The 24545-nt window shown below is 68.1% G+C and carries 15 protein-coding genes; 7 read left to right on the top strand and 8 right to left on the bottom strand.

Features of this window, described 5'->3' with window-relative positions; translation table 11 throughout:
- Positions 1-25: 25 nt before the first annotated feature.
- From ACZYZ3_RS09770 to ACZYZ3_RS09785, 4 genes are all read left to right on the top strand, one after another.
- Positions 26-1156: a uroporphyrinogen-III synthase gene (locus ACZYZ3_RS09770; protein WP_463963709.1), complete on the top strand. Its 1131-nt coding sequence runs from the start codon at positions 26-28 to the stop codon at positions 1154-1156.
- A gap of 148 nt (positions 1157-1304) precedes the next feature.
- Positions 1305-2165: an FAD-dependent oxidoreductase gene (locus ACZYZ3_RS09775; RefSeq protein WP_463963632.1), complete on the top strand. Its 861-nt coding sequence runs from the start codon at positions 1305-1307 to the stop codon at positions 2163-2165.
- A 99-nt stretch (positions 2166-2264) separates the two neighbouring features.
- Positions 2265-2975: a deoxyribose-phosphate aldolase gene (gene deoC, locus ACZYZ3_RS09780; RefSeq protein ID WP_463963633.1), complete on the top strand. Its 711-nt coding sequence runs from the start codon at positions 2265-2267 to the stop codon at positions 2973-2975.
- A gap of 53 nt (positions 2976-3028) precedes the next feature.
- Positions 3029-3259 carry a hypothetical protein gene (locus ACZYZ3_RS09785; protein ID WP_463963634.1) on the top strand — a complete coding sequence of 77 codons (231 nt, stop codon included), beginning with the start codon at positions 3029-3031 and terminating at the stop codon, positions 3257-3259.
- A gap of 116 nt (positions 3260-3375) precedes the next feature.
- On the opposite strand, the gene ACZYZ3_RS09790 is transcribed toward ACZYZ3_RS09785, so the two are convergent.
- Positions 3376-4206 (bottom strand): metal-dependent hydrolase, encoded by an 831-nt coding sequence (locus ACZYZ3_RS09790; RefSeq protein WP_463963635.1) that lies wholly within the window; start codon positions 4204-4206, stop codon positions 3376-3378.
- 6 nt (positions 4207-4212) lie between these two features.
- The gene (gene mfd, locus ACZYZ3_RS09795; protein WP_463963636.1) at positions 4213-7905 is read right to left on the bottom strand and encodes a transcription-repair coupling factor; all 3693 of its coding nucleotides are present in this window, start codon (positions 7903-7905) and stop codon (positions 4213-4215) included.
- 236 nt (positions 7906-8141) lie between these two features.
- On the opposite strand from mfd, the gene ACZYZ3_RS09800 reads away from it, so the two are divergent.
- From ACZYZ3_RS09800 to ACZYZ3_RS09810, 3 genes are read left to right on the top strand one after another with little or no spacing between them, the layout of a single operon-like run.
- Complete coding sequence (locus ACZYZ3_RS09800) at positions 8142-9677, top strand: SDR family oxidoreductase (protein ID WP_463963637.1); 1536 nt, start codon at positions 8142-8144, stop codon at positions 9675-9677.
- A gap of 47 nt (positions 9678-9724) precedes the next feature.
- Complete coding sequence (locus tag ACZYZ3_RS09805; protein ID WP_463963638.1) at positions 9725-10222, top strand: DUF2505 domain-containing protein; 498 nt, start codon at positions 9725-9727, stop codon at positions 10220-10222.
- A 3-nt stretch (positions 10223-10225) separates the two neighbouring features.
- Entirely contained in the window at positions 10226-10447 is a 222-nt protein-coding gene (locus ACZYZ3_RS09810) for an SCO4848 family membrane protein (RefSeq protein ID WP_463963639.1), read from the top strand.
- Positions 10448-10515: 68 nt separating this feature from the next.
- On the opposite strand, the gene sufU is transcribed toward ACZYZ3_RS09810, so the two are convergent.
- The 6 genes from sufU to ACZYZ3_RS09840 form a co-directional block, all read right to left on the bottom strand.
- Complete coding sequence (gene sufU, locus ACZYZ3_RS09815; RefSeq protein WP_463963640.1) at positions 10516-10983, bottom strand: Fe-S cluster assembly sulfur transfer protein SufU; 468 nt, start codon at positions 10981-10983, stop codon at positions 10516-10518.
- 12 nt (positions 10984-10995) lie between these two features.
- Positions 10996-12300, bottom strand: a complete 1305-nt coding sequence (locus ACZYZ3_RS09820) for a SufS family cysteine desulfurase (protein WP_463963710.1) — start codon at positions 12298-12300, stop codon at positions 10996-10998.
- 142 nt (positions 12301-12442) lie between these two features.
- Entirely contained in the window at positions 12443-15322 is a 2880-nt protein-coding gene (locus ACZYZ3_RS09825; RefSeq protein WP_463963641.1) for a helix-turn-helix transcriptional regulator, read from the bottom strand.
- A 99-nt stretch (positions 15323-15421) separates the two neighbouring features.
- Positions 15422-18157, bottom strand: coding sequence for a helix-turn-helix transcriptional regulator (locus tag ACZYZ3_RS09830; RefSeq protein WP_463963642.1), 2736 nt, complete (start codon positions 18155-18157; stop codon positions 15422-15424).
- 898 nt (positions 18158-19055) lie between these two features.
- On the bottom strand, positions 19056-21779 hold the full coding sequence (locus tag ACZYZ3_RS09835; protein WP_463963643.1) for a helix-turn-helix transcriptional regulator: 2724 nt from the start codon (positions 21777-21779) through the stop codon (positions 19056-19058).
- Positions 21757-24501 carry a helix-turn-helix transcriptional regulator gene (locus ACZYZ3_RS09840; RefSeq protein WP_463963644.1) on the bottom strand — a complete coding sequence of 915 codons (2745 nt, stop codon included), beginning with the start codon at positions 24499-24501 and terminating at the stop codon, positions 21757-21759. Before ACZYZ3_RS09840 ends, ACZYZ3_RS09835 begins: the two co-directional genes overlap by 23 nt.
- Between the last annotated feature and the right edge of the window lie 44 nt (positions 24502-24545).

Genomic DNA, 24545 nt, shown 5'->3' on the forward strand with positions numbered 1-24545 from the left:
CAGCCCCGAGCCGGCGACGACAACGGTGGCGGAGACAGCACCGGGAACTGCCGCGCAGGCTGTGGAGCTGCCGCTGGAGGGCTTCCGGATCGGCGTGACCTCACACCGCCGGTCCCAGGACCTGATCGAGGCCCTGGAGCGGCGCGGCGCCGAGGTGCTGCATGCGCCGGCACTGAAGATCGCCCCGGTGCAGGAGGACGCACACCTGATCGAGGACACGCGGGCAGTCATCGCCGCACGCCCCGAGCTGTGCATCGCGACCACTGCCTACGGCATGCGGCGCTGGTGCGAGGCCGCGGACACCTTCGGGATCGGCGAGCAGCTGCTGGAGACCCTCGGTGCCACCCGGATGTTCGTCCGCGGACCCAAGGCCCGCGGCGCCGTCCGGGCGGCCGGACTGGCCGACGTCGGGATCAGCAGCGACGAAACCACCGCCACGCTGGTGGACATGCTCCTTGCCGAGGGGGTCCGCGGCAAAACCGTCGCGGTGCAGCTGCACGGCTACACCGATGTCCGCCAGCTCGAACGCCTCCGGATGTCCGGCGCCACGGTCCTCACCGTCACCCCGAACCGCTGGGTCAAGCCCGACGGCGCCGACCGGCTGCCGCGGCTGATCGAGGCCGCGTGCAGCGGCAACCTGGACGTGCTGACCTTCACCAGCGCCCCTGCAGTGGATGCCATGTGGTCCACCGCGCACGAGATGGGCCTGTACAAGCAGCTCGTGGAGAGCCTGAAGACCACCGTGGCGACCGCCGTCGTCGGCCCGATCACGGCGCAGCCGCTCATCGATGCCGGACTGCAGCCGCTGGTCCCGGACCGGTTCCGGATGGGCGCCCTGATCCGGCTCGTCGTGGAGCACCTTGCCCTCAACCACGTCCGCCGCCTGGACACCGTCTCGGGCCGCGTGGAGCTCCGCGGCCGCTCGCTGCGGGTCGACGGCGAGGCCGTGGAGCTGGCCCCCGCCCCGCTCCTGCTGCTGCGGGCCCTTTTGGGCGCCGGCGGCGCGGTGCTGTCCCGCGAGTCGCTGTCCGAACTGCTGCAACTCCGCGGTTCGGTCCATGCCCTGGACATGACGGTGAGCCGGCTGCGCTCCGCCCTGCCGGACGGCCGGCTCGTGGAAACCGTGGTGAAGCGCGGCTACCGGATCCGGGTGTGACCCACGGCATTACTGGCGGGTAAACATTGGCGAACGGGCGGCGAAAATCCTGCAACACCGGGGAAACACGCCGGAAAAATCATCCGCCTACGCTGGGTTCATCAAGCAGTCAGGCCACACCACGGGCCACCAGCGAAAGGGCCTCACCATGTCCGCCACCCCCACCGTTTCCGCCGATTCCCAGACCCGTCCCCGGATCGTCATCGCCGGGGCCGGCCCGGCCGCGCAGGCCCTCGTCCGCCAGCTCACCCGGGCCCCGTTCGCCGGCGGGATCACGGTGCTCAGCAACCGGGACGACGCCCCCGAGGAGCTGCTGGAGCTCGCCGCCCTTGCGCAGGTTTCGGTCCGCTTCGGCCAGCCGGCGAGCTACATCGACCCGGACAGCCGCTACGTCACGACGGCGGACGGCCTGGAATTCAGCTACGACCAGCTGGTCATCGCGACCGGGTCCTCCCCTGCCGGAGCGCCGCTGGCGGGGGTAGGCCGGTGCCTGAACTACTCCACCATCGACGACGCCGCCCGGCTGGGCGAGGCCGTCAAGGATGTCACCCGGGTCCTGGGCCGGCGGCCGCTGGGCATCCTGGTCGGCACCGGAACGGCCGCGGGCCAGGCCGAGGCCGTACTGCGCGCCCGCGGCGTCCGCCCGATCCGCACCACGCAGCGTCCGGCCGCCGTCGTTCCCACCCCCGCCGGTTCGACGCTCGCTGCCGCGGGCATTGTGTTCGAGGACGGTTCCAGCATGGCCGGGGACCTGGTGGTCCTGGCCGAGGAGCCGGTTGCCCGCGACGCCCTCGCGGTCAGCGCCGGCCTGAGGACGGGGCGCCAGGGCGGGATTGTGATCGGCCGTGACTTCCGTACGTCCGTCCCGGGGATCTGGGCCATCGGGGATGCCGCCGTGTTCGACGGCGTCCGGCTGGGACTGCTCGTGGCCGCCTCCTCCGCCGCCTCGGTCTGCGCCTCCCAACTGCTCCGGGCCGGCCTGGCTGAACCCTTCGCCGACGCTGCCTGAAAGGCTGCCGGACCCGCTGCCGAACGCCCGCGCGGACGCCCCTTCGGCGGGCGGCCCGTTGTGGCAAGATGGACACCTGAGAAGCCACGAAGGGACCCCATGAGCAACGAAGCCGCCGCGACTGCCGGAAGCACCATCCCCGCTAACATCGCCTCCTACATTGACCACACCCTGCTCAAGCCGGAGGCAAGCGAGGCCGAGATCCTCAAGGTCTGTGCCGAGGCCGCCGAGTACCGGTTCAAGTCCGTGTGCGTCAACCCGGTGTGGGTCAAGACGGTCAAGAAGGCGCTGAAGGGCTCCGGCGTGCTGACGTGTTCCGTCGTCGGTTTCCCGCTGGGCGCCACGCCCAGCGACGTCAAGGCCTTTGAGGCCCGCGGCGCGGTGCTGGACGGTGCCGAAGAAGTCGACATGGTGATCAACATTGCTGCGGCCCGGGCCAACGACAAGGGCGCCCTGGTCGATGACATCACGGCCGTCGCCGAGGCCGTGCACGACGGCGGCGCCATCTTGAAGGTCATCATCGAAACGGCGCTGCTGGACGACGCCCAGAAGGTGCTGGCCTGCGAGGCGGCCGTCGCGGCGGGCGCGGACTTCGTGAAGACGTCCACCGGATTTAACGGCGGCGGGGCCACCGCCGAGGACGTCGCGCTGATGCGCAGCACCGTGGGCCCGGACCTGGGCGTCAAGGCCTCCGGCGGGGTGCGTTCGCTCGCCGACGCACAGGCTATGATTGCTGCAGGTGCAACACGTATTGGCGCCAGCTCCGGCATCGCGATCGTCAAGGGTGAACAGGGTTCCTCCGCGTACTGATCCGTTCCGGCAGCCGCCACAGTTTTGAGCCCCACGGGGCCGAGGAGGAACGAATGTCCAGCAAGACCACTACTGCCACGACGCCGCAAAACGAGAACAGCCTCGGCTCCAGCATCATCCTGTTCGTCCTGATGATGGTCCTCTTCGCCGGTTCCCTGTACTCCCTGAGCTTCCTGACGCTGGGCAACCCGTGGCCGATGGCCGCGTGCCTCGTCCTGTTCGCCCTGGCATTCTGGATTCCGCAGACCGTCACCGGCCGCTCGGATTCCGCGGGCGAGTTCTAAACACCACGTACTTAAACAACTGAAGCTCCGGATTTCCGGGGCTTCAGTTGTTTAAGCGGCGACGCTGGCCGACTGTAGCGCGGGCCGGACATGACGCTCGGCGGGCGCGCTGCGGGCTACGCTGCGGCGAGCACCCCGATGAGGCTTTGGATCAGCCCGGTTCCCAGGGCGACGGCGTCCGGCCAGTGCAACCGGGCCAGGGCAAGGACCGCGCCGAACATGCCGATCATGGCGTAGGCGCTGACCGGAATCAGCACGAACCATTCCCGCCGCGAGCCGGCACGGCCCAGCAGGGGGATGGAGAACGCCCCGTTGGACCGCCAGACGTTCCTGAGCAGCGGCAGTTTCCGCAGGATTTTCGGCGGCCTGACCACGATGGGCCAGAGCAGCGGCACTCCCCCGGTGGTGATCATGTCCCCGACAATGTGGACGAGCACCCCGGTCAGCATCGAGACCGGCAGCCAGGTCCACTGGTGCGGCGCGAACCAGGTCACCAGCCCGGCCATGGTGAGGGCGAAGACCCAGTTGCTGATCCAGCCGTACTTCGGGAACAGTTTGAGCGCCTTGGCGGCGATGTTGATCAGAAACATGCACAGCAGCCCGGCGCCCACCGACAGCAGCCCCCAGTCCGTCTGCAGCTGGAACTGCCCGGCCAGCGCCGCGAGCAGCACAAAGAACGCCGCCCCGAGCAGGGAATGCGTGCCCTGCCGGTGGCCGCCGGAGACGTTTTCGATGCCGACGGCGATCACGTTCGACAGCGGCGGCAGCGAATGCGCCACTGTGCTGGAGCGGTGGTCCCAGTCGCAGACCAGGGCCGTGCCCGCCGTCGCCATCCCGCCGATCACAATCCCGGTCGCGTCCAGCGGATACCAGCCCAGCGCGTAAGGCCCCGTCGAGGCAATCGCCACCCACGCCGCGGCGCCCGACGCGGCGTGGTGTCCCCCCATCACTCTTTACTTCCCCGTCGGTGAGACAGATACAGCGGCGTCGGAGAAGATGTTGCGGATGACACCGTTGGCCCACTCGAGGATCTCGGCGTCCTGCAGGTCCCGGCCGCCGATCCGGGCGGTCTTGGGCTTGGGGATGAGCACCGCGTCCAGGGCCGGCTTGGACTGCGCACCGGGGTACATCCGGGTGAGCCGCATGAGCTTGGACTCCGGCAGCTGCGCCGGGGAAAACTTAATGAAGTTCCCCTGCAGGGCAACGTCGGACAGCCCGGCTTCGCGGGCACCCACGCGGAAGCGGGCGACGTCGATCAGGTTCTTCGCGGGCAGCGGCAGCTCCCCGTAGCGGTCCATGAGCTCCGCGAGCACCTCGTCGATCGCCTCGTGGGTGACGGCCGAGGCGAGCTTGCGGTACGCCTCGAGGCGCAGTCGTTCGCCCGGCACGTAGTCGTGCGGCAGGTGCGCATTGACCGGCAGCTCGATCTTCATCTCCGCGGCCTTCTCCTCGGCCTCGCCCCGGTAATCGGCCACGGCCTCGCCGACCAGGCGGATGTAGAGGTCGAATCCCACTCCCTGGATGTGGCCGGACTGCTCCCCGCCGAGCAGGTTGCCGGCGCCGCGGATCTCGAGGTCCTTCATGGCCAGCTGCATCCCGGCGCCGAGCTCGTTGTGGGTGGCGACAGCCTTGAGCCGTTCCAGCGCCACCTCGCCCAGCGGCTTCTCCGAAGGGTAGAGGAAGTACGCGTAGGCGCGTTCGCGGCCGCGGCCCACCCTCCCTCGCAGCTGGTGCAGCTGGGAGAGCCCGTACTTCTCCGCCCCGTCCACGATCAGGGTGTTCGCGTTGGAGATGTCCAGGCCTGTCTCGATGATGGTGGTGCAGACCAGCACGTCGAAGCGCTTCTCCCAGAAATCCACGATGATCTGCTCGAGCCGGCTCTCGGACATCTGTCCGTGTGCCACCTCGACCCGGGCCTCCGGGACCAGTTCGCGGATCTTCGCCGCGGTGCGGTCGATCGTGGACACCCGGTTGTGCACGAAGAACACCTGGCCCTCGCGCATGAGTTCGCGGCGGATCGCGGCCGAGGTCTGCTTGTCCGTGTACGGGCCCACATACGTCAGCACCGGGTGGCGTTCCTCCGGCGGGGTGGCCAGGGTGGAGGTCTCGCGGATGCCGGTCAGCGACATTTCCAGGGTCCGGGGAATCGGGGTGGCGCTCATCGCCAGGACGTCCACGTTGGTGCGCATCTTCTTGAGCGCCTCCTTGTGTTCGACGCCGAAGCGCTGCTCCTCGTCCACGATCACGAGGCCGAGATCCTTGAACGCGAAGTCCTTGGACAGCAGCCGGTGGGTGCCGATCACGACGTCCACAGAACCCGCTTTGACCCCTTCGGCGGTCTCCTTGGCCTCTTTGCCCCCCTGGAAACGGGACAGCGGCTTGACCACCAGCGGGAAGCCGGAGAAGCGTTCGGTGAAAGTCTCGTAGTGCTGCTGGGCGAGCAGCGTAGTGGGCACCAGCACGGCGACCTGTTTGCCGTCCTGGACCGCTTTGAACGCCGCCCGGACCGCGATCTCGGTCTTGCCGTAGCCCACGTCTCCGGAGATGAGCCGGTCCATCGGGATCTCCCGCTCCATGTCCGCTTTGACCTCGTTGATGGTGGTCAGCTGGTCCGGGGTCTCCACGTACGGGAAGGCTTCCTCAAGCTCGCGCTGCCACGGGGTGTCGGGGCCGAAGGCGTAGCCGCGGGAAGCCATCCGGGCCGAGTAGAGCCGGATCAGCTCGCCGGCGATTTCCTTGACCGCCTTGCGGGCCCTGGACTTGGTGCTGGCCCAGTCAGCGCCGCCCATCTTGCTCAGCGCCGGGGTGTCCCCGCCGACATAGCGGGTGACCTGGTCCAGCTGGTCGGTGGGCACAAAGAGCCGGTCACCGGGGGCGCCGCGCTTGGACGGGGCATATTCCAGCACGAGGTATTCCCGCACGCCATCGCCTCCCCCTGCCACCTTGCGCTGGATCAGTTCCACGAACCGGCCGATGCCGTGCTGTTCGTGCACCACGGAGTCGCCGGCCACGAGCTGCAGCGGGTCCACGGCGTTCCGCCGCTTCGAGGGCATCCGGCGCATGTCCTTCGTGGAACCGGCCGAGGTCCGTCCCAGCAGGTCCGCCTCGGTCAGCAGGGCGAGCTTAAGCGGCTCCAGGACAAATCCGCGTCCGAGGGCGGCCGTGGTCACCTCGATCAGCCCGGCCTGCGGGTTTTCATCGAGGGAGTCGACGCGGGCGCAGGGAATGTCGTTGTCGTGAAAGAGCTCAGCGAGGCGCTGGGCTGGGCCGGGACCTCCGGTGACGACGACGATCCGCCACTGTTCGCGCACGTGCGAGCCGATGAAGTCCATCATTTCGGCGACGTCGCCCTGGTAGCCGCGGGGTTCCCGGGCGCGCAGGTTCAGGACGTCGACGTCGGGCAGCAGTTCCTCGTCGGTGGCCAGTGAGGTGATGGACCACCAGGACACCTCGTGCTCGAGGGCTGCGGAGCGGGTTTCGGTGAGGGAACGGAAGCTGGCCGAATGCAGGGCCGCCGACGCCGCCGAGCTCAAAACAGTATCCAATGCCAGAGGCACGGTGCCGCCGTCGGACGCCGTCGACCAGGCCGCCTCGAGGAATTCCTCGTTGGTGGCGGCGAGGTCGTGGGCGCGGGCCCGGACCTTCTCGGGTTCGATCACCACGGCCATCGAGCCGGCCGGGAACTGGTCCAGGAACGGCACCATGGCGTCCACCAGTACCGGGGCCAGGGACTCCATGCCTTCCACGGCGATGCCGCCGGCGATCTTCTCCAGCATGTCCGCGGCGGCCGGCAGCTGCGCTTTCAGGGTCGCGGCGCGGGACATCACGGAGGGCGTGATCAGGATTTCGCGGCACGGCGGGGCGTGCAGTTCGGTGGGGTGGTGCACCCCGGGCGCGGACAGCGAGCGCTGGTCGGCGACGGCGAACCAGCGCATCTGGTCCACCTCATCGCCGAAGAACTCCACCCGGATGGGGTGGTCCTCGGTGGGCGGGAAGACATCCAGCATGCCGCCGCGGACGGCGAACTCGCCGCGCCGGGTCACCATGTCCACCCGGGCATATGCGGCGTCGGCGAGGCTCCGGACCACACCGCTGAACGGGGCGTCCTGGCCCACCTTCAGGGTGACCGGGACCAGTTCGCCCAGTCCCGCCACAATCGGCTGCACGACGGCGCGCACCGGGGCCACGACAATGCGCAGCGCGCCGCTTGCGGAGGTTTCGGGGTGCGCGAGCCGGCGGAGCACCGACAGGCGCCGGCCCACGGTGTCCGAGCGCGGGGAGAGCCGTTCGTGCGGGAGCGTTTCCCAGCTGGGGAACTCGGCGACGGCATCGGCCGGCAGGAACGCGCGCAGCGCCTCGGTGAGGTCCTCGGCCTCACGGCCGGTCGCGGTGATGGCGAGCACGACCGGGGCGAGGCTGCGGCCACCCGCCGTCGCGGTGGCGTCCGCTGTGTTTTCTGCTAGCACAGTCAGCCCATCGGCCATTTCCGCGAGCAGCGCGGAGCGCAGCCCGGCGGGGGCGCTGATCTGGTAATCCTCGCTGCGGGCGGCGAACCCGCGGGCGGCCTCGGCCCGGACGCGGGCGTAGTTCCGGTCTTCGGCGAGGACGCGGCGCAAACCGGTGAGAGTGGGGCCGTTGAGGCTCATAGCTGTTGCTCCTGGAGGGATTACGGGGTGCAGGCAACACAAATAGCCGAAATTCGTGAGAATCCCGGTTCCCCCAAGCCTACCGCTCAGCCAGCAGGCCGGTCCGCACGGGAGTCCTCTGGCCTGCGGGGCCGCGGCCCTGCCGGCTCAGACGGCCGCCGGGCTAGGCTGGCAGGATACACGGCCGTCCGAACGGCCTGGCGCTCCGAATGCTTCATAGACGACAAGGAGTCACCATGACCGACACCCCCGAATCTGCACAGACCTCCCCCGCACCGAGCGGCATTCCACGAACGGTGCTTGTCACCGGCGCGACCGGCTACATCGGTGGCCGGCTGGTCCCCCGGCTGCTGGAAGCCGGGCACACCGTGAAGGTCCTGGTCCGCACGCCGGCCAAGATCGCCGGGGTTCCGTGGCTGGCCGACGTCGAGGTCGTCCAGAGCAGCCTCGATGACGGCGATGCCCTGCGCGCGGCCCTGGACGGCGTCGACGTGCTCTACTACCTGGTCCATTCCATGGCGGCCGGGTCGGGCTTCGAGTCCAAGGAAAAGGCGATGGCCAAGACCGCGGCGCGGGCCGCAGCCGACGCCGGAGTGGGCCGGATCGTCTACCTGGGCGGCCTGCACCCCGCCGACACTGAACTCTCCACCCACATGAGGTCCCGCGAAGCGGTGGGCAACGTATTCCTCGACAGTCCGGTCGACGCCATCGTTTTCCAGGCCGGCGTCGTGATTGGCTCCGGATCTGCGTCGTTCGAGATGATCCGGCACCTGTCCGAGACGCTGCCCCTGATGCCTGCGCCCAGCTGGGTGCGTAACAAGATTGAGGCGATCGCCGTGCGCGATGTGTTGCACTACCTCGTCGGGGCCGCGGAGCTTGAGGGCCCGATCAACCGCACCTTCGACATCGGCTGCCGCCAGGTCCTCAGCTACGCGGGCATGATGCAGGAATACGCCGCGGAGGCGGGGCTCCCGCACCGCGTGGTGCTGGCGCTCCCCATTCCCGCGCCCAAGCTCGCGGGCATGTGGGTCGCGCTGACCACGCCGATTCCGCTGTCGATGTCCCTGCCGCTCGTGGAGTCCCTCCAGCACGACGCCGTCACCCGGGAACACGACATCGACGCGTATATCCCCCCGCCGAAAGAAGGACTCACGACTTACCGACGGGCGGTGGGGCTGGCCCTGGGCAAGGAGCGCGACGGCCAGGTGCAGACCACCTGGGCCAGCGCGGGCGCCGACGCCGATCCGCTGCCTTCCGATCCCGAGTGGGCCGGTTACCTCGTGTACCTGGATGAGCGCAGCTACTCCAGCGACGTGGATCCCAAGTACGTCTGGACCATTATTGAAGGGATCGGGGGGCAGAACGGCTGGTACTCCATGCCCCTGGCCTGGCGCATCCGCGGTCTCCTGGACAAGCTCACCGGCGGCGCCGGGCTGCTGCGCGGCCGGCGCCACCCGCACCTGCTGGCCGAGGGCGAGGTGGTGGACTGGTGGCGGGCGGAGCGGATCGAACGCGGCCGGCTGCTGCGTCTGCGCGCCGAAATGCGGGCGCCGGGCCGGGCCTGGCTGGAGCTCTCGGTGGAGCCGGAGGGAACCGGCAGCCGCTACCGCCAGCGGGCGATCTTCTTCCCCAAGGGTCTCAGCGGGCGCCTGTACTGGCTGGCGGTGCTGCCGTTCCACAGCCTGATCTTCCCCGCCATGTCGCGGAACATCACGGCCGCGGCGAAGGCCCTCCAGGACCAGGAATCGGAGCCGGCCGGGCACACCGCGTAGGATGTTTGGAGCCCGAAACGACCAGTTCCACCCCACGGAGGACCCCCATGGCATTGAGTGCATCCACCAGCCTTCCGCACCACGTTGACCGCGTCACCGCCGTATTCGTCAACGAGGACTTTCTGCGCCACACGAGCGAACTCGTCGGCGGCACCCTCGAATCCTTCACCGTCGACGGCGACACGGCCGGCGCGTTCAGCACCACGACCGTGCGGACCATCCCGACCCACCGGATGCCGGACATGGCCCGGAAGTTCGTCGGCGAAAGCCTCAAGGTGACGCAGCTCGAGAGCTGGGACGCCCCCGCTGCCGACGGCTCCCGGCTGAGCAACATCACCCTGAAAGTCTCCGGCGCGCCGCTGGACGTCAATGCCGTCCAGCGCCTTGTCTCCGACGGCGGCAGCACCCGGATCGAGCTCGAGGGCACCGTGACGTCCTCGGTCCCGTTCCTGGGCGGCAAGATTGCCGAGGCGGCCGAGCCGATGGTGGGCAAGGCCCTGAACATCCAGTCCACCCAGGCCCAGGCCTGGCTCGAAAGCCACTAGCTCATGGAGCTGCCGGCAATCCTGGCCGTCGTTCTGATCGTTGCCGGCCTCTGGTCCCTTGTTGTCTGGCCGCAGTTCCTGCGCCGGGTCATGAAGGATCCCAGGTCCCGCGACACGAACGGCAAAGGCACCCGCTTCCTCACCGTCCACGTCGTGCTGGTCAGCATCTCCATGCTGCTCGGGGCTGCGACGGCGGCCATCGGGATCGCCGGCCTGCTCAGCTAAGGGGCGCGGCCCAACATGCCCGGCCCAGGTTGCAGGTCTGGCCAGGATCCGGCGCTACCCGCCAGGGCCTAGGGTGCGGTGCTGGACGTTCGGGCCTGCGCCAGGGCGTCTTCGGCCGCAACCCAGGAGATCATGGCGCATTTTACCCGGGCGGCGTATTTCGAAACGCCTTCAAAGGCAGCAGCGTCGCCGAGGATTTCGGGATCCGCGGCGAGTTTCCCCCGGGACCGCAGGACGTCCCGGAAGCTGTCGATCACCGCAGTGAACCCGGCCACGTCCATTCCTTCGGCGAGCTCGGCGAGCACCGAGGCCGAGGCCATGGAAATCGAACAACCTTCACCGTCCCAGCGCAGCTGGGCGACCTTCCCGTCAGAGACCGCCACGCGGACAGTGATCTCATCCCCGCAGACAGGATTGAGCTGGTGGGACTGCCCGGACGACGCCCCCGCGGGGACCGGCGCCTCCGCCAGCCCGCTGCCGGTACGCAGTTTCGCGTGTTCCAGGATGATCTGCTGGTACAGCTGTTCAAGGCTCATGCGGAAAAGTCCTTAGGCTCCAAAGTAGGCTCGGACCCCGGCGACAGCCGCGAGGAACGTGTCGACGTCGGACGTTGTGTTGTACAGGTAGGTGCTGGCCCTGGTGCTGGCCGTCAGGCCGAGGCGCCGGTGAAGCGGCTGCGCGCAGTGATGGCCCACCCGGACGGCAATTCCCTTGCTGTCCAGGAACTGTCCGACGTCGTGGGCGTGCACACCGGCGACGTCGAAGGACGCGAGGCCGATCCGTTCCTGTCCGGGGGCAGGCCCGAGGACGCGGATGCCGGGAATCGAGGAGAGGCCTTCGACGAGGCGCTGCCCGAGCAGGGATTCCCAGGCGTGGACGCGGTCCATGCCTGTCTCGGTGAGGTAGTTCGCCGCAGCGGCGAGGGCAATGGCCTGGGAAACCTTCTGGGTCCCCGCTTCGAAGCGCTGCGGGGCTGGCAGGAAGGCGGCGCGCTCCATCGTCACCGTGGTGATCATTGATCCCCCGGTGAGGAACGGCGGCAGCGCGTTCAACAGTTCGGACCGGCCGTACAGCACGCCGATGCCAGTGGGGCCCAGCATCTTGTGGCCCGAGAGGACGGCGAAGTCGATGTCCAGGTCCTTTACATCCAGGGGCAGGTGGGGCGCGGACTGGCAGGCGTCCAGCACGGTCAGGGCACCCGCGCGGCGGGCCATCGCCACGAGGGTCTTGACCGGGTTGATGGTGCCCAGGACATTCGAGGCGTGGCTGAAGGCGAGGACCCTGGTGGCCGGGCCGATAATCCCGGCGGCAGCGTCGAGGTCCAGTGCACCGGCATCGTCGACGGGGATGAACCGAAGGGTCGCACCGGTCCGCTCCGCGAGCTGCTGCCACGGGATAAGGTTCGCGTGATGTTCCATCTCGGTGACGACAATCTCGTCGCCGGCTCCCAGGGCGAAGCGTGCCGCCGGCCCGGCGGCCCCCGGCAGGGACGAGTTCAGGAAGGCGTAGCTGAGCAGGTTCAGTCCCTCGGTGGCGTTGGAGGTCCAGATGATCTCGTCGGCGCCCGCGCCGAGGAAGGCAGCCAGGGTATCGCGGGCGTCCTCAAAGGACTCCGTGGCTTCCACGGCCAGCAGGTGCGCCCCGCGGTGAACGGCAGCGTTCCGCTGCTCATAGAACTCCTGCTCGGCTTCGATGACGCTGATCGGGTTCTGCGAGGTGGCCCCGGAATCGAGATAGATCAGGGGGTGACCGCCCATAGGCCGGGAGAGGATGGGGAAGTCGTTGCGGATCCGCAACACCTCATCGTCGGTCAGGGCTGGCGAGAGCAGGGCCCGGGACTCTGACGTCGGCACAAAAGCCACGCTGGCCTCCTCGGATCGGGTGAAATGGACTACTTTCCATCATCCCACGGAACGGCGCACCCGATTCTGCAGGTAATCCTGAGGGTGCTCCGGGGGTCCCCGCGTCGCCCCTATGTTTGTCCCTCTGGGGGGCTCAGGGCCGGTGTGAATCGCCGCCGGTGTCGATGAGGTCAACCCTCCGGCTGACGCCCAGTTTGGCGAACACGCGGTAGAGGTGTCCTTCCACGGTCCGCTGGGACACACAGAGCCGCTTGGCGATCTCGGCGTTGGTGGCTCCGCCGGACACCAGGTCCAGGATTTCGGTTTCCCGGGCGGTGAGTTCGGCATCCGGTTCCGGACGGACCAGGTCAATATGGGCAGCCATGCCGGCAGCAGTCATCCTGTTCTGGATCTTGCGCTGGACAGCCAGCAGTTTCCGCTTGTCCGTGGTTTCGGCGAGGCAGCGTTCCGCTTGTTGCGCCGCTTCGAGCGCCAGCAACACGTAGCCGGCGCGCAGCGCCTTGTCACTGATCCTGACGAGTTCGGCGTCGTCCGCATGAAGCACCGCGAGCGCGTAGTCGTGCAGCATGCCGGCCTCCCGCCCCTCAACCGCAAGGCTGCTGCGGGCAAGACCGTCCGCGGCCGCGGTGTCCCCTCGGCGCACGGCAAGCCGCCTTATGTCCGTCTCAACCCCCCGCAAACCCTGCCGCCGGGCCTCCTCCGCCAGGCCGCCGAGCCTCTTGCTGACGTCTCCAGCGCCGCCGGGCGCTCCGCCGGCCGCGGTCGAGTACGCTTCGGCGAGCAACGGGAGTGCCCCCGGACCGCGGTACCGGGACAGCCGGAACGCGGTCGCGTGCTCCTCGGCCTCCCGTGCGTGACCCACCACGGAGGCGGCGTATGCCGCGACCGAATGGGCGAACGGCAGCAATTCCCAGGGATCGGCAATCGTGAGGTCCTCGACGCCGAGAACGAGCTCGGCAATTCCCTCGGGCATGCGCCCCTGACGGACACGGGCCAGGCCCCTCATCAGGTGCAGGATGCCGCCGCTGAGCAGCAGCCGCGAAGGATAGTCGGCCTCGTACACATCGAGGACTGCGGCGAGCGCTTCCCATTCCCCTGCCCAGCTAAGGCTCAGGCTGTAGCGCACCAGGAGGTCCTCATACACGAGAGGCAACGCCAAGCTGGCGCTCTGCGCCCCCTGCCAGGCCTCGCGGGCCAGCCCCAGTCCGTGCACCACCCGGCCTTTGGCACAGAGCAATTCGGCGAGCAGCGACTCAGCCGGGATCCTGATCTCCTGCCGCTCCCCGGCGGCCACCACCAGCCGGCTCAGCCGGCCCTCACGGTCCTCCTGGCCACCGTTCAACTGGCTCCCGTTCGGCTGGCTGCCAACGGACCCCGCCGGCAGGACCACCGCAGCCAGATCCAGCCATGACGGCCCCGTTCCGGCACCGCTGCGGAACGCCCATTGTCCGTTGGCCGGACGCTCGACGTCGGCCGGCCCGGCGGGTGGTGCGGCGGCGGGAGCTCCGGCAGTGCCACCTCTCGCAGCGCCCGTTCCTGCAGTGCCAGCGCCTGCAGTGCCAGCGCCTGCAGTGCCAGCGCCTGCAGTGCCAGCTCCGGCGGTGTCTGGTCCTGCGGCGGTGTCTGGTCCTGCGGCGGTGTCTGGTCCTGCGGCGGGGGCACGGCTGCGGTCGATTGCTGCGCGGCTCCCCGGCGTCGCTGTTCGTGCCGTCAGCCGGGCGGACAGAAGAGCCGCCAGATAGCGGGCGTTTTCGTTTGGCGTGGGCTCAGCGAGCTGCAGGAATTTTGCGGACTGCTGGCGGTCGCCCAGCAGGTACCGCGCATAGGCTATCTGCAACCGGGCCTCGGGCAGCTTCGCTTCATCAGAAATTGCCTCGGCAGTCCGCAACGCGGACCGGGCGTCGAGGGCGGCGTTGGCGGTGCACGCCGCCTTGAGAAGCTCCTCCGGCGGCACAGCAGCTCCACAGTCCAGCGCCCACCGGACCCGGTTCAGGAATGCGTCCGGGGGCACTGGCCCTCCCGAAGGAAGTGAGACAAAGCTGGCACGCAATCCGGCGCTTTTTCCCGCCGGAACCCAACGGCGCATGATCTCCCCGATGAGGGGACTCGCGGGGCGGACTGTCCGGTCGGCGCCTCGTGAGACGCTGATGATGCCGGCGCGTTCCAAGGCGTCGACAGCCTTCGGGCCGCCAAATCCCAGTAACTGGCCCAGTGGCAACGGCCCTGCCAGGGCAACTATCGCGGCGGCGTTCCTTTCTTCGGGTGACATCGACCGCAGTTCGTGGCCGATCAGGTCAGCGACGGGAATATCGGCCAGGCCGGGAGCTGAGATGAGGAACCAGGTGCCATGGCGCAGTGCCAGGGCACCTGTGGTCCGGGCATGTTCGATCAGGGACAGCAGCATGAACGGGTTTCCGGCGGAAGTATCGGCGAACAGTGCGCTGGCCCACGGCGAGACATCGGCGCGGAGCACTTGCTCGCAGAGCTGATGCACCTCGGTCCGGGTGAGCGGCTCGAGGTCGAACTTGGCCACGATTCCGTCATCCCAGAGGGCCAGGAATTCCTCGGGGATCAGCAATCCTGGCCGGCTGAAGGCGAGAATGCTGGCAGCGCCGGTCGCTACCGCCTGCGCAACGAGCTGCGTCGTCCCGCGGTCCAGGCACTGGGCGTCGTCGATCACGAAGAGCGGCTTGCTGGGCTGGGACTTGATGCTGTCCGTCACGGCCTTGACGACGGCGGAAAAGGAATCCAGATCATGGGCGGGCAGCTCGCCGAGGTAGGGCGAGAGCGCGCCGAACGGCACGGCAGAAAGCGCCGGAGTTGCTGCGAGCCGGATAACGGCCGTGTGGGGACGGAGTTCCCGGATGACGGCCCGGGAGACGGCGGTTTTCCCCGCGCCCGGGTTGCCCACGATGAGGGCACCGGACGTCCCGCCGTCGCGCAGGCATCTGACGATGTCCTTGACGACGCCGGACCTGCCCACCAGGGTTGCGGACTCCGTCAGGCTTTCCACCTGTGGCCCTCCCCGCGGCAGCACGTCGGCGCCCGGACCGCCCGGTGGCGGGGGCGCCGGGTCCGCCCCGACCGACCGGTGGCCCGGGCGCCGGGCCGGTTAGCCCAGGCGGGCGTGTTCCACTGGTCCGGAGATGACATCTTTGAGTTCCGACCTGCTCGCGACGTGGAGTTTCGCATACACCTGGTAGAGATGCCCCTCAACGGTGCGGACAGAAACGTGCATCTCGTCAGCGATCTTCCGGTTGGACGTACCCGCGGCCGCCCTGACCGCCACCTCCGATTCCCGGGCTGTCAACGTCGAGGTCAGCAGCGAGAGCACTCCGTTCCTGGGGTTGCCGAACCGGTCCTCAAGGGACTGCTGCGTGCGCTGGGCCATCCGGAGGGAGATACGGTTCCCGGCGTCGTTCGCGCAGCTGACCGCTTTTCTGGTCACATCCCTGGCGAAGACCGCATGGCCTGCCGCATCGGCGTCCTTGGACGTCGCCAGCAGTTCCTCGCTGTCTGCATCCGCCAGCCCTTCCGCGAGACGGGAGCACAGGGCGGCGAAGTGCCCGGTGACCTGGTCCGCAAGGTCACTGAGTTTCGCGCTGGCCTGACGGTCTCCCAGCCGGGCCACCGCTGAGAGGAACTGCAGGCCGGTAGCAAGGGCCGACGCGTCCGTATCAATGTCAGCTTCCAGCTTCAGGGCGCGGAGAGCCTCGGTTTTCTGGCCGATTTCCGCTTTGGCAGACAGCTCAAAGTACCGGGTGACGCGGTTTACGAGCCACGATGCCCGGGGCTGTTGCTCCTCGCCTTCCACCAGCAGGGCGCATGCTTTGTCCTCATCGCCCTGGAGCGCGAATGCGTACGCACAGGCTGCGGTGGCGAGTCCGGCAACAGCGTCCGGGTCGTGCACGCCAAGCTGCCAGACTCCGGACTGCAGTCGCTTGATTGCCCCCGTGAGATGACCGCGATGGAGGTCCACGATCCCTTGGCCGATCTCGAACATGCCGCCCAGCCTGGCTTGCCGGTCCCAGGATTCCGAGGTGTCGGCGATGAAGTCTGCTGCCTCCCGGAATTTGGCGGACAACAGCAGGAGCAACAGGAACCGCCCGCGGATTTCGCGGATCGACGCATCGGAAAGGTCGAGGGTGCCGGTGGCAAGGATGATTTGCCTGCCGAGCCCTACGGCGCCCAGGACGTCGCCGGTGACAGCCTTCGCCTCGCACAGCAGGCTCGCGGCGATGACCTTTGCTTCGCTGCCGAGGTCGGTGGTGTCCGCGTACTCGAACATGTGCAGGACGTCACCGTACCGGCCTTCGAAGGCGGCCAGTTCGGCATAGGCCAGACGCACCCGCTCTGCGACCGAATCCGGTTCCGCCCCGGCGTTCCCGGCTACCGTGAGCCGCAGTTCAATCTCCTGCAGCCTGGCCAATGCGCTGGCCGATGCTGCGGGGCCGCGCCTGTCCAGTTCGGCCCACAGGAGCTGCAGCGAGGCCCACTCACCCAGTGCAAGTTCGTCACCTGCCCGCTGTTCAACGTCACTCAGGATTCGGCGGGCGGCGTCGTCGTTGTGCAGGGCGATAAGCGCCCGGGCAGATTCGACGGCCACTTCTGTCAGTTTCTCACCGCCCGCGATTTCCCGGGCAAACCTCAGGGCGGACTGCGGGTCGGATGCCTTGTTCGCGAGGCGGGCCGCCGCCAGGGCCAGTCTGGGGCCCACCTCTTCGCCGCAGTCCAGGGCCCACGCGACGGCCGTGGACCCCGTGAATTCGTCGAGGTCCTGGTCCTGGAGCACAGCCCCCAGCCGGCGCCGAAGCTCCGCACTGCGGCCCGGCGGCACCACGCTGGCAACGATGCCGGCCGTGACCGAATTGGCGACACTCACCATGGGCGGGTGGTCATGGCTGACGAGGATCAGTGCCCGTTCCTGCAGCGTGTCTATGTCCTGCGCCCGGGACACGCTCATCAGGGTCTGCAGGGGTAAGGCTCCGGCGAGCGACAAGAGCTCGAACACGTCGCGCTGGCCGGAGCTGAGCCGGTTCAGGCGGGCTTTGAGAACATCCCGTATCTCTCCGGCCAGAGCGATACTTTTGTCCCCCAATACCCAGGAGTCCTCATGGCGGACAATGATTCCGAGCTTGATCTGCTCCCGTGCCAGGGAGTGCAGGAAGAGAGCATTGCCCCCGCTTGCGTTCCAGAGCGCGCGGGCCGCGGTGTGGGAGAAGCGTCCGCCGTACTCCTGGGCAAGGCTGTCGGCCGTTTCGCGGAAATCGAAGGGGCCAAGGTCGATCCGGCGCAACAGATCGTCCTTCCAGAGTCCCATGATGTCGCTGCCCAGATTCGGGAGGTCAACGCACGCCGCGAGCAGCAGGACGTGTCCGCCTGCACAGAGCTGAGCAACCATCATGGTGGAGAGCTCATCAAGGTCATGGGCGTTGTCGACAAAGAGCACGACGCTGCGGCCCTGGGCCCGGGTTTGAAGCAGCTGGGTCAAGCCCCTGAGCACCATGAGCGGGTGCTCAAGGTGGGAAGCATCGAGTTCGTTGAGCAGCACGCTCAATGCACCGTACGGGAGTTTGGACGAGATGGAACTGCCCCGGACCTGGACGACGAGGTAGTCGTCCCCCAAGTGTTCCAGGGCCCGCTGGGCAGTAAAGGATTTTCCAGCCCCGTGTTCCCCCACAAGTACTGCCCCGCAGCCCGATCCCGATGTCAGTGCCGCCACCACGTCTTCAACGGTTTTGTGCCGGGCGTAGTGCTTCTCGGGCCGCCCCTTCCCCGAATATTGGATGGTTGAGACCATATCTGTTCTGCCGCTGCCCGCAGGCAGGCCGGCTTCTTGCTGAAACATGAGAGAGACCTTCGCAATCAAAGTATGACTACCGATGAGTCCAACCTATGGACAGCAGGAAATTTTCGGATGCGTAACCGCTACTCGATTACCAGCGCGGGGGCGGGACCTGGACTACGTGGATGTACTCAGGATCTCCGGGCAGGATCGTGTCCCAAACCAAGTAGTAGGACCCGTTCCGAAAGCCGGGTGGGGCTTTGCACGCGGGTGTCCGTGTTGCCGAGAGCTGTGAGGGCTGCCGCGCCCCTGCGTAGGATGGCTTTGTGCCGTCACAGTTCTGGCACGGCCGCCCGGCCTGCGGGCGGCCGAGCCAGGACTGGGGCCACTGAAAACTTAGGGAGCCGACGGCGGCTGGGGGGAGGAACCTCGGTCTCAGAAGGTTCCGACGCCGTCGGCTCCGTCAAAGGGGTTCACGCACGTGGCGGGAACCATTCGGGAGACCTTTTCGGAGCGGTTTTAGCATCTGTTGCACCGGTGCGGACCATCATCCCCACGCCGGCGGTCCTGGCAACTTCATCGATCTGCCCGGGCCGCTTCCGCGTTGATGGCTCCACGTTCAAAGTCCTTTGTCGGGTGGTTTTGTCCGGTGGTTCCTGGTGCTTGAATACAATCTAGCGAATCGGACGCCAACCGCACACCGGTAGTGCGTACTCGAATTCGCGGCGGGTTCCGATCGAAGCTGTCATCGAGGGTACTTGCCTTGGCGCCCGGCTCGCGATGCTTGCGCGGTCCGGCTACGCGGTCCCCATACCCGGGCCGCCGGGTGCCTACTTGCCGGCCCTCCGGAGCTACGCACGGCGAAAGGGAAAGTCAGTACGCCTGGTGCCCGTGCCGGGCCTCCGCGGGCTACAGGGGTGGGGAAACCGCAAACGCCCGGGCAGAGGAATGCCCGGTACAGTCAGGATGAGGATACGCCCGGCAACTGGTCCCGGCCTTTGACGTTGAGCTTGGCATAGCTGCGGTAGAGGTGGCCTTCGACTGTTCGGATGGACACCTGCAGCTCGGCGGCTATCTGGCGGTCGCTCAGGCCGCGCACCGCCAGGGCCACGATGTCGCGCTCCCGGCGCGTCAGCAGGCCAAGGGGGTCGGACTCGGCGCCCTGTTCCTGGCCGCCGATTCGGTCTGCCCTGTCCAGGCAGCGCTTCCGCTGGGACATCACCATGCGTTCCCGCAGGGTGTCACCGGCTGCCCGGTACCTGGCCGCGGCGGCGTCGTAGGCCAGCGTCGCGAAGCCCCACAGCTCGGCTTCTTCGCAACTCTTCCCCGCTTCCAGATAATCAGCGGCCCGGTCGGTGCTGGCCGCCGCCGCATAGCGGCAGATCGCGGCGGGTCTGGGGCCTTCCAGCTCGGGCTGCAGTTCGAGGAGCCGCGTGGCCGCGCCCCGGTCTCCGAGGGCCAGGCAGAACACCAGCGATTCGAACTCCAGGCCCGCCGTGGAATCGTCGCCGTGGGGCCGGCCCAGCGCCCTCAACTCGTCGACGGCGCCCGGGTAGTTGCCCATGCGGGCCTTTCCGTAGGTGACTGCCATCTGCGAGAGGATGCGCAGGTAGCGTGACACCGCCCGCGGGGCCGCGTCGTAGTCGGCGAGGAATGCCGTTGCTTTGTCTTTGGCGCCGACGTCGGCGGCGGCGGCGAAGGCCATCGCGGCGGTCAGGGCGAAGAGCTGCTGGGGATCCGCGAGCCGCAGTGATTCCAGCGCCGCGCTGAGCGTGTCCACGGCCTCGGCGGCTTTGCCTTGGTACAGCAGGGTGATGCCGTGTGCGGCGTGGACTCCGCCGCCGAACGAGGCGAGGTTGGGGCCGTGTCCGGCGGCGACACTGGCCAGGAGGTTTTCGGCGGCTTCCCAGTCGCCGCCGTGGATCACGGCCGCCGCTGCCCGCGCCACGAGGAATTCGGCCAGGAAATGCAGTTCGCTGTCTCCGGAACCCGCGCTCTCCAGCGCCTGGGACACCGCAGCGAACGCCTGCACCGCTTTGCCCTGCACGAGGAGCCGTTCCGATACCAGCGCCAGCCTGAACGCTGCCTCCAGGGCGTTGGTGGGAGGAGGCTGCGCGCCGGCCTCCGCTTCGGCTTCCGTGCCGGCACTGTCCGGGTACTCCCCCGCCAGCGCAAACACCATGGCATGAACGGTCGCATACCGTTCCCGGGTTGCCGCAAGGATTCCCTCGGCATCGTCCGGGTTGTCCCGGGCCAGCTGCTCCCCTGCCTCCAGGAGGGCTGCGGCGCGGTCCATGATGTCGGCCGGCGCGTGGCCCAGGGCAGCCTGCACCGCGGCCCACATCATCGTTCCCGTGAGGAGGACAGCCACGCTCTGGCCCTTGGCGAAGTCGGCTTCCAGGATGTCCCGGGCGGACGAGTAGTCCGAGGTGTTGAAGTAGGTCCTGGCCATCACGGCCCGTGCAGCCACCTGCAACTCGGGGTCTTTGACCAGCGAGGCGGCTTTGCGTGCCAGTTTGTCCTCATGGAGCCGGCTGGCCAGGACGGCTGCCCGCAGAAGCTGCCGGTCCTCGACCTCCGCTCCGCATTCAATCGACCAGCTGACCTGGCGCAGCAGGCCTTCTGCCGACGTCGGTTCGTTGTCCATGAGCCGCAGGAGGCTCTGCCGGAGCTGGAGGCTGCGGGCCGGCGAAATCAGGTTACGCAGCGTGTCGCCGTAGATGGAGTGCCAGAGCCTCAATTGCGGGTGCGGTGCCGGCGTCACCCGGATCATCTCGTGTTCGATGAGGGCGGCCACCGCGTCTTCGCCCACCGTGGCCTCAATCAGATCCCGGGAGACCGGCTCGGCCAGGGCAATCAGGTTCAGGGCCTGCCGTTCCTGCGGGGAACGCCGGAGCAACTGCCGGCGCACAACGTCAGTGAGGCGGTCCCCGTGGCTGTTAAGCGGACGGGCGAGCAGCCACACCCCGTTGCGTTGCAGCAGCGTGCCGTCGGTCTTCGCGTCGTCGATGAGACCGCTGAGCAGCAGCGGGTTGCCCTCGGAAGCTTCCCAGAGGATTTCGGCTACGCTTGGCAGGATCTGTGAGCCCAGTGCGCCTTCGAGGATGTCATAGGTCTGCAGTTGGGTCAGGGGTCGCAGGTCGAGGCGTTCCGCTATCCCCTCAAACCACAGCTGCAGCAGCGGTTCCGGCAGGCCCGGCCGGGCGGCCGAGGCTACGAGCAGTTTGGCCCAGCCGGCAGCGGCGAGTTCCACCAGGATTCCGGCCGTCGACTCGTCCAGGTCATGTGCGTCGTCCACGACCAGCAGCAGGGGCTTCTGGGAAGCGCGGCGCTCTTCCTCCAGCCGCGCCCAGAAGGTCCTGAGCACTGCCAGTTGCGAGGTGGCCTCCTCGACGGGCAGCCCGACAATAAAAGGGCCCAGCACGCCGTAGGGCACATTCGCCAGCGAAGGGCTGCCGTGGATGCGGACAGGCGTCACGGCTGTCTGCAGTTCGGCCACCACGGCGTCCAGGAGAGTGGATTTGCCGATCCCGCTGTCGCCCAGCAGGAGGACCGCCACGTGGGTGCTCCCCTGGATCGCCTCCACCGCCGACCGCAGATCCTCCGCCCGCCCGGTCAGGGCCCTCGGTGCTTCCGCCGGCCCGGAAACGGTCGCGCGGTTCCTAGATAAGTCCAAGCAGATCACTTCGCGAAGAAACTCCCAGCTTGGTGAACACCTGGTAAAGGTGTCCTTCCACTGTCCGAACAGAAATGCCGATCGCCAGGGCAATGTCCTTGTTGGAGACCCCGTTGCCGGCCAGGGTGGCAATCTGCCGTTCCCGGTCCGTCAGCAGCGGCCCCTTGTTCCTGGGGATAATCGGCAGCGCCGGCAAGGAATCCGCGAGACCTTCCAGGATGGCGTGGGCGGCGCTGGCCTTCACGCTCAGGCCCGCGGCCTTAGCGAAGTCGAAGGCGAGGGCAGCGCATCTGGCCTGGACGGCGTCGAGTTCCATGGCCGAGGCCTGGCTGGCGGCCTCCAACATCACGGCAGGGTCCTTCGCAGCGCTGCCCACGGCAATCGTCCGGGACAGTTCCGCGAGGGGACCCTGCCGCAACGCCGCAATCTCCTCCAGGAACTGGAAATCCCTGGTGGTGCCGTTGACCGTCGCACCGAGCATGAAGATGCCGGCCAGGGTGTACCGTCCCGCCTGGTAGTGTTCCTCGGCCGCGCGCACCAGCCGGTCCTTCGCCTCGGGATCTCCCAGCCAGCGCGAGGCCATGTCCATGCAAAAGTCCGCGGAACTTCGGACCGCGAATCGGGCAGGGCCGCCCGCTGAGCGGGCCCGGTCCAGGTAGACGGTGGCCTGCACGGAATTCCCGGTCTGGGCGTAGGCGAAGGCAGTGGCCGCGTAGGCCTGCCGCAGCGAGTGCAGGCTGGCCCGGACTTCGAGCTGGGCGATCGCCGCAAGGAGCGGGTCCAGGGCCATATAGCCGCGGCCCGCATAAACATAGGCAAGACCTACAGCCAGATCAGTGGCCGCGCTGCCGGAATGCAGCCCGTGGCCGGCCCGGCCGCTGGCGTCCTTGAGCATGTCAATGCTCTGGCGCCAGAACCCGGACAGGAGCAGCACGTTGAAGGATCGCCACGCAAAGTTTTCCCGGATCCGTGGAACATTGGACCATTCCCCCAGCTGGCCGCCGATCTCCCGCAGCAGATTGCGGGCCTCGACCTCCCTGCCCGTCATGCAGAGGGCTTCCATCAGAATGATGCCGCACCTGAGCCGGTGCACCGGATCGACGTCGTCCACCTCGAAGGACGCCGCCGCGCTGAGCCGGTCCATCATGGGAGCGTAGTCGCCGACAAAGGAGAAGTAGTTGAATTCGCAGAGGTCCAGGCACAGTCGGGCACGGGCCAGCTCCTGCGGTGACGCCACCGGTGGCTGCCCGGCGAGCTCGCAGAGCCGCAGGCGGGCCAGCCGGAGCAGCTCAGGGACCTCACCGGCACGGTTATGGAGCCAGGACATGCAGTCCGCCTTCGCGCCAATCAGTTCCGCGTACGCCTCAGCGCCGAGGGCGCCGAGCTGGGCTTCGGATACGTCGTCCAGGGCGGCCATGGCCTGCAGCGGAAGTCCCAGTTGAAGGTATGCTGCGGATTTCTGCAGCTGGCCCTCGGTCCACTCCGGGTCCGTCGGACTCACGCTGCCAGCGCATTTGAGCGCGAACTTCGGGTCAAAAAGTTTGACGGCGGCGCCGGCGGCCGCCACGGCGTGCGCGGGCGCCAGGGGCGCATCGCAGTCGTGGGTCCACGCCGCGTAGGCGAGCAAGTCCTCCACGGTCAGCTCGCTGAGCTCGTCCTGCTGGTGCCCCGGCACCTTGTCCCGCAGCTCCAGCCTGCGCTCCACGCTGAGCCAGTTGCGGACGATGTCGCCCAGATAGCGGTCCCCGAGCGAAACGAGGTGCCGGCCCGTCCGGTCGACAACAACCTGACCCGCATCTTCCATGTCCGCGATGACTCCGGGGCTGTACATCCGCGCGAGCCGGGCCAACGGCAGGGTCCGGGCACAGGACAGGACTTCGATGAGTTCCCGGGCCACCGGTGTTTCGCGGGCGTACCTGGCCCGGACGATGTCTTCCAGCGCGGTGCGCCCGTCAAGGACCACCTCATCCACCAGGGTCCAGACGGATCCCGAAAGCACGAGGTTGCCCCGTTCGATCTGCTCTGAGACCACGGCCTGCAGCAGGGTCGGGCTGCCGCCCACCAGATGGTGCAGCTGGCTGGCCAGGGCGCTGGACACCCTGTGCCCCAGCGCCGCCTGGAGCACCTCGAGGGTTTCGACCTCCGTGAGGTTGGCGAGCCGGACCTCGGCGACCTGCCCGGAGGTAATGAGCCAGTAGAAGTCGGGCGGAAGGTCCGTCGTGCGCTGGGCGGTGGCGACAAGCCGTGCGGTCCGGGTCTGCACCAGGTTGAGCAGCACCCCGGTACTCAGTTCGTCCAGGGCTCCGGCGTTGTCCAGCAGAATGACGCACTTGCGTCCGGCGGCGTCGTCGCGGATCAGGGACGTGATGCCATGCAGGATGGCCGTCGGCGAGCCAAGGGAGCTTTGCGGCAGGCGGGCGAGAGTGAAGGCCAGGCATCCGTAGGGCGTGGCCGAGCCCGGTCCGGAGCTGCGGAGCTGGAGGGTATAGACGTCAGGTCCCAAGCCCGCAACCGCGGCGCGTCCTACCTGGGTTTTGCCCACTCCGCGGTCACCGGTGATGACCACGCCCATGCGGTCCTCCGCGAGCAGGGCGCTGCGAACCCGGTCGGCGTCAGCGTTGCGCGCGAGACCTGACCACCTGTGCCGGTCCAGCGGACCGGCGGCAGCCCCTTCTTCGGCGGGTGCCAATGTAGTGGAAACATTCCCCCAGCCCAGCAAATCCCTCGACATCTTGTTTCCTTCGTACCACTTTGCGGACAGCAAGCCTGAGACCG

The organism is Pseudarthrobacter linnaei (genome assembly GCF_055412825.1).

Coding starts and splice junctions, on each gene's coding strand:
- ACZYZ3_RS09810 (WP_463963639.1), top strand. CDS start 10,226: ATGGAGCTGCCGGCAATCCTGGCCGTCGTTCTGATCGTTGCCGGCCTC.
- sufU (WP_463963640.1), bottom strand. CDS start 10,983: ATGAGCCTTGAACAGCTGTACCAGCAGATCATCCTGGAACACGCGAAA.
- ACZYZ3_RS09775 (WP_463963632.1), top strand. CDS start 1,305: ATGTCCGCCACCCCCACCGTTTCCGCCGATTCCCAGACCCGTCCCCGG.
- deoC (WP_463963633.1), top strand. CDS start 2,265: ATGAGCAACGAAGCCGCCGCGACTGCCGGAAGCACCATCCCCGCTAAC.
- mfd (WP_463963636.1), bottom strand. CDS start 7,905: ATGAGCCTCAACGGCCCCACTCTCACCGGTTTGCGCCGCGTCCTCGCC.
- ACZYZ3_RS09830 (WP_463963642.1), bottom strand. CDS start 18,157: ATGTTTCAGCAAGAAGCCGGCCTGCCTGCGGGCAGCGGCAGAACAGAT.
- ACZYZ3_RS09790 (WP_463963635.1), bottom strand. CDS start 4,206: ATGGGGGGACACCACGCCGCGTCGGGCGCCGCGGCGTGGGTGGCGATT.
- ACZYZ3_RS09800 (WP_463963637.1), top strand. CDS start 8,142: ATGACCGACACCCCCGAATCTGCACAGACCTCCCCCGCACCGAGCGGC.
- ACZYZ3_RS09805 (WP_463963638.1), top strand. CDS start 9,725: ATGGCATTGAGTGCATCCACCAGCCTTCCGCACCACGTTGACCGCGTC.
- ACZYZ3_RS09840 (WP_463963644.1), bottom strand. CDS start 24,501: ATGTCGAGGGATTTGCTGGGCTGGGGGAATGTTTCCACTACATTGGCA.
- ACZYZ3_RS09785 (WP_463963634.1), top strand. CDS start 3,029: ATGTCCAGCAAGACCACTACTGCCACGACGCCGCAAAACGAGAACAGC.